Origin of the sequence: Carboxylicivirga longa, assembly GCF_050589825.1 — a bacterium.
In the GTDB taxonomy this organism is placed as follows: Bacteria; Bacteroidota; Bacteroidia; order Bacteroidales; family Marinilabiliaceae; genus Carboxylicivirga; species Carboxylicivirga longa.
Genome location: NZ_JBNGOZ010000044.1, coordinates 1 through 3,709, shown reverse-complemented (window position 1 = coordinate 3,709; position 3,709 = coordinate 1). Strand labels below are relative to the sequence as shown.

Below are 3,709 nucleotides of genomic sequence, written 5' to 3'. Positions count from 1 at the left end.
ACGCTTTGGCTTCCCTCCTTTTTGGAAGGTTGGTGAGGTCAGCATTCGCCTTACGTCGCCATGCGGCAGGCCGTTGGCAACAAGTTTAAGTGAACACAGCCTAAAAAATAGTTAGAATTAACATGGATTTGATTTTTAAGCATTTAAACAATAGAGACCTGGCTATATTGACTTGGATTGCTTTTGTATTGATTGCAAGTTTCTCATTTAAATTTTTAAGAAAACATGTCTTAGATATATTAAAAACTCTCTTTTCATCAACGTTTATTATTTTATTCCAAATTCTAGTATGCTGTACACTCCTGATTATTTGGGCACTAATTGAAGCTGACTTTTGGGACATAAAACTATTGAAGAGCACTTTGTTTTGGTTTTTTGGTGTTGGCATTTTTGTAACTTTTAAAGCCATAGGTAAGGATTCACTATATTTTAAAAACACGATAAAGAATTCTATAAAACTTACAATTGTCATTGCTTTTATATCAAATCTGCATGTATTCAATTATTGGTTAGAACTAATATCCATCCCGATTTTGGCATTTACAGGAATAATGCTGAGTTATAATGACTATAAAACCAAAGATAAAAGAGTTAATACTGCATTAAATTTCATTATTAACAGTTACAGTATTGCAGTACTTATCTTCTCATTTTATAAAACAATAGTTAATTATAAGACTGACTTCACATTTGAAAGTTTACAGAATTTGATTTTACCTTCTATGCTGACTTTAAGTATTTTACCATTGGCCTATTTAGTAAGTGTATTTACGGCCTATGAAATGCTGTTTGCAAGATTGTATAATGTGAAAAATGAGAAATATAGTTGCTTCTATATAAAATTCAAAATAATCTTACGAGGGCATTTGAATCTATCAAAAATTAGAAACATCAGCCTCAATCTCAGTCCTTACTATGTGAATGAAACGAGAGATATTAACCAATATCTAAGAAAAATAGAAAAACCAGTTGCCAACAAACCGCAATAGAGCATAAAGGATGTAGTGCTTTTTGGTTGGTTCGTAGCTTCGGCAAACAACGCCAAATCACTGATTTGGCTTTACAAATGAAAAGTTAAAAACAAATACAGCGCTTTGGCTCAGCTCGATTTGGAAAATTCGTAAGGTTAAATTCCTTTACGCTCCATGCGGCAGGCCGTTGTCTTTCATAGAAAACAGCATAACTATTATTAACTATAAAAATTTGAATTATGAAAACACATTTGATTTTTACCTTTTTGATTTCTATCATGGCTTTTAGTTGTTGTGATAAAGACGAAGAAAATTCCGATGATTTTGGAAACGTTGTTTTTTATTCTAATGCTCAAGCTCTACTAAACTGTGGGCCATTCGACATTCAAATTATGATTGGTAATGATTCTATTGGAGTGATAAGTGAAGCTTATGTTGAGGAAACTCAACCAAATTGTTTAAATTCCAATTCAACATTAATGATTGAGAGAAAAGTTGGAACGTATAATTATTCCGCCTATGCTGATTGTGGTCAATATGGTAGTTGGAGTGGAGAATTAAAAGTGGAGAAAGATGGGTGTGTCAAGATATTTCTAGACTTAAATGAGTCTAATCAAAAAAATGACTAAATCCCAATTATTATGAAAAAAATTTGCTTTATAACAATCTTTCTTTTTGCTTTTGTATATCACTCAATTGGTCAAGTAACAAAAGCCCAGTCAACCAAATTAATAAATGAATATATTGAAAAGTTACATATTAGTGAATATCTTTTGTATAGTAACCCTGTCGAGTTTTCAACCAAATCGAGAATTAGTACCTATGATAAAAAATTGGTTGTACCAGAATCGGATGCATGATTATATTTTCTTGATAAAAAACCTTTAGCTGGTTGGTCTCATCCTTGTTCATACTTATATGTTGATAGCAAAACAGGGGTGATTACTGAAAAAGATTCCAAACTTCCACCCAAAGAGCTTAATGAGTGGGACTTATTGACAGAAATAAAGGACGTTTCAGAAATAAAATCGTTTGACTTTAAAAGCAGTAGCATTCCAACATTAAAATCAGGTTTATCACCGAACAATTGTTATGCGGTAATCATTAGTGGTGGCTTTGATATGGCTAATAATTGGCAGAGATACTGGAATGATTGCTCTGCAATATATTCTACTCTTGTAGATGTTTATAATTATGAGGATGACCATATTTATACGATAATGTCGGATGGTACCGATACAGCTAATGATAGGCGAGTTAGTGGGGGATATGACTCCTCGCCTTTGGATTTAGATGGTGATGGCGATAACGATATACAGTTTTCTGCGACAAGAGCTAATATTACTTCTGTGTTTAATACTTTATCTGAGTTACTAGACAGCGATGATTATTTATTCATATTCGTAACCGATCATGGAGACCAAGAAAGTGGTCAAGATGCTTTGATTTACTTATGGGGAGAAACAATCCGAGATGACCAATTTGCAACTGAGGTGGACAAAGTTAATGCTGGTGAAATAAGCATTGTAATGGAGCAATGCTATAGTGGTGGTTTTGTTGATGATTTATCAGGCTTAAATCGTGTCATTGCAACGGCTTGTGATTTCGATGAGACTTCATGCGGTATGGGCTACTACACATATGACGAATTTGTTTTTGATTGGATTGCTGCTGTCGCAGGAGAAGACCCTAATGGAAATTCTGTTGATGCAGATGTTAATAATGATGGATTTGTTTGTATGCAAGAAGCATTCGGTTATGCAAAAAACAATAATGCTTGTTCTGAAACTCCACAATATTCATCAATACCCATTAATCTAGGAGATAATTTGAGTTTATTTGGTAAAATTCCTTCCATTTTAGGTTCATCTTCGCTTTGTTACTCCAATAGTTCATACTCGATAAATAACCTACCTTCAGGCGCAACTGTTATTTGGTCAACAAGTAATGATATCAGTAGAGTCTCACCTCAAGGTTCTAATCCATGCGTTTTTAAAGGTGTTTCAGGTGTGTTAGCTTTTAATAGCAACATAAGTGCAGTCATATCCTATAATGGCAACTCCTTTACAATTGAGAAAGAGATTCAGGTAGGTACAAAAACTCCTTCTTTTCATGTTTTGGATGCAACAAACCATCAAGTTATGTCTGCTGGATATGTAGGTAGTTCTTATTACTTAAATGCATTTGGTAATAATTTATCTAACAATAGTAGTGATTATCGTTGGGAAATTATCTTTCCTGCCGACCCAATTAATGGAAGAATTATTACCATTCTTGGAAAAGACTTTACTCCTACTCATTCAGGATATTACGTTATAAAACTTCAATATAACGGAGAGTGTGGATGGAGTAATACAGCTACTAAAAGGTTTGCAATTACAGATCAAAGTTATTTCCGTTTATATCCTAACCCATCTTCCAATAATATTGTTACAATAGAACAAACAGATAATAGTAACGCTAGCCTTAACAGTTTAGCCAATATTGAACTTACACTTTACGACAATATGATGAATCTTAGACTTAAAAAGAAAGTAGAAGGAAAGGTGTATCGTTTGAACACAGCATCATTAAAGAAAGGTGTTTACTATGTGCATATTAAGATGAACAATGCGAATGAAGTTCATAAGCTGATCATTAAATAGAGCATTAGCTAGAAAGAAACGTCGAGTAGGTAAAGGGGAATCTCACCCCTAAACCTCTCACAGAACCGTACGTGAACCTCTCGATTCATACGG

Annotated in this window: 3 protein-coding genes; all 3 read left to right on the top strand. The window is 33.6% G+C overall.

The window, feature by feature from the left end; all coding sequences use genetic code 11:
- Window positions 1–122: 122 nt before the first annotated feature.
- The 3 genes from ACRD7A_RS18890 to ACRD7A_RS18880 all read left to right on the top strand — a co-directional run bounded on the left by ACRD7A_RS18890 (window position 123) and on the right by ACRD7A_RS18880 (window position 3,616).
- Window positions 123–989, top strand: coding sequence for a hypothetical protein (locus ACRD7A_RS18890; RefSeq protein ID WP_430812949.1), 867 nt, complete (start codon window positions 123–125; stop codon window positions 987–989).
- A gap of 221 nt (window positions 990–1,210) precedes the next feature.
- A complete protein-coding gene (locus tag ACRD7A_RS18885) occupies window positions 1,211–1,600 on the top strand; it encodes a hypothetical protein (protein WP_430812948.1) in 390 nt (129 codons plus the stop codon).
- A 309-nt stretch (window positions 1,601–1,909) separates the two neighbouring features.
- On the top strand, window positions 1,910–3,616 hold the full coding sequence (locus ACRD7A_RS18880) for a T9SS type A sorting domain-containing protein (RefSeq protein ID WP_430812947.1): 1,707 nt from the start codon (window positions 1,910–1,912) through the stop codon (window positions 3,614–3,616).
- Window positions 3,617–3,709 lie beyond the last annotated feature (93 nt).

What these genes read in the sequence shown, in the direction of transcription:
- ACRD7A_RS18890 (WP_430812949.1), top strand. Translation starts at nt 123, where the DNA reads ATGGATTTGATTTTTAAGCATTTAAACAATAGAGACCTGGCTATATTG.
- ACRD7A_RS18885 (WP_430812948.1), top strand. Translation starts at nt 1,211, where the DNA reads ATGAAAACACATTTGATTTTTACCTTTTTGATTTCTATCATGGCTTTT.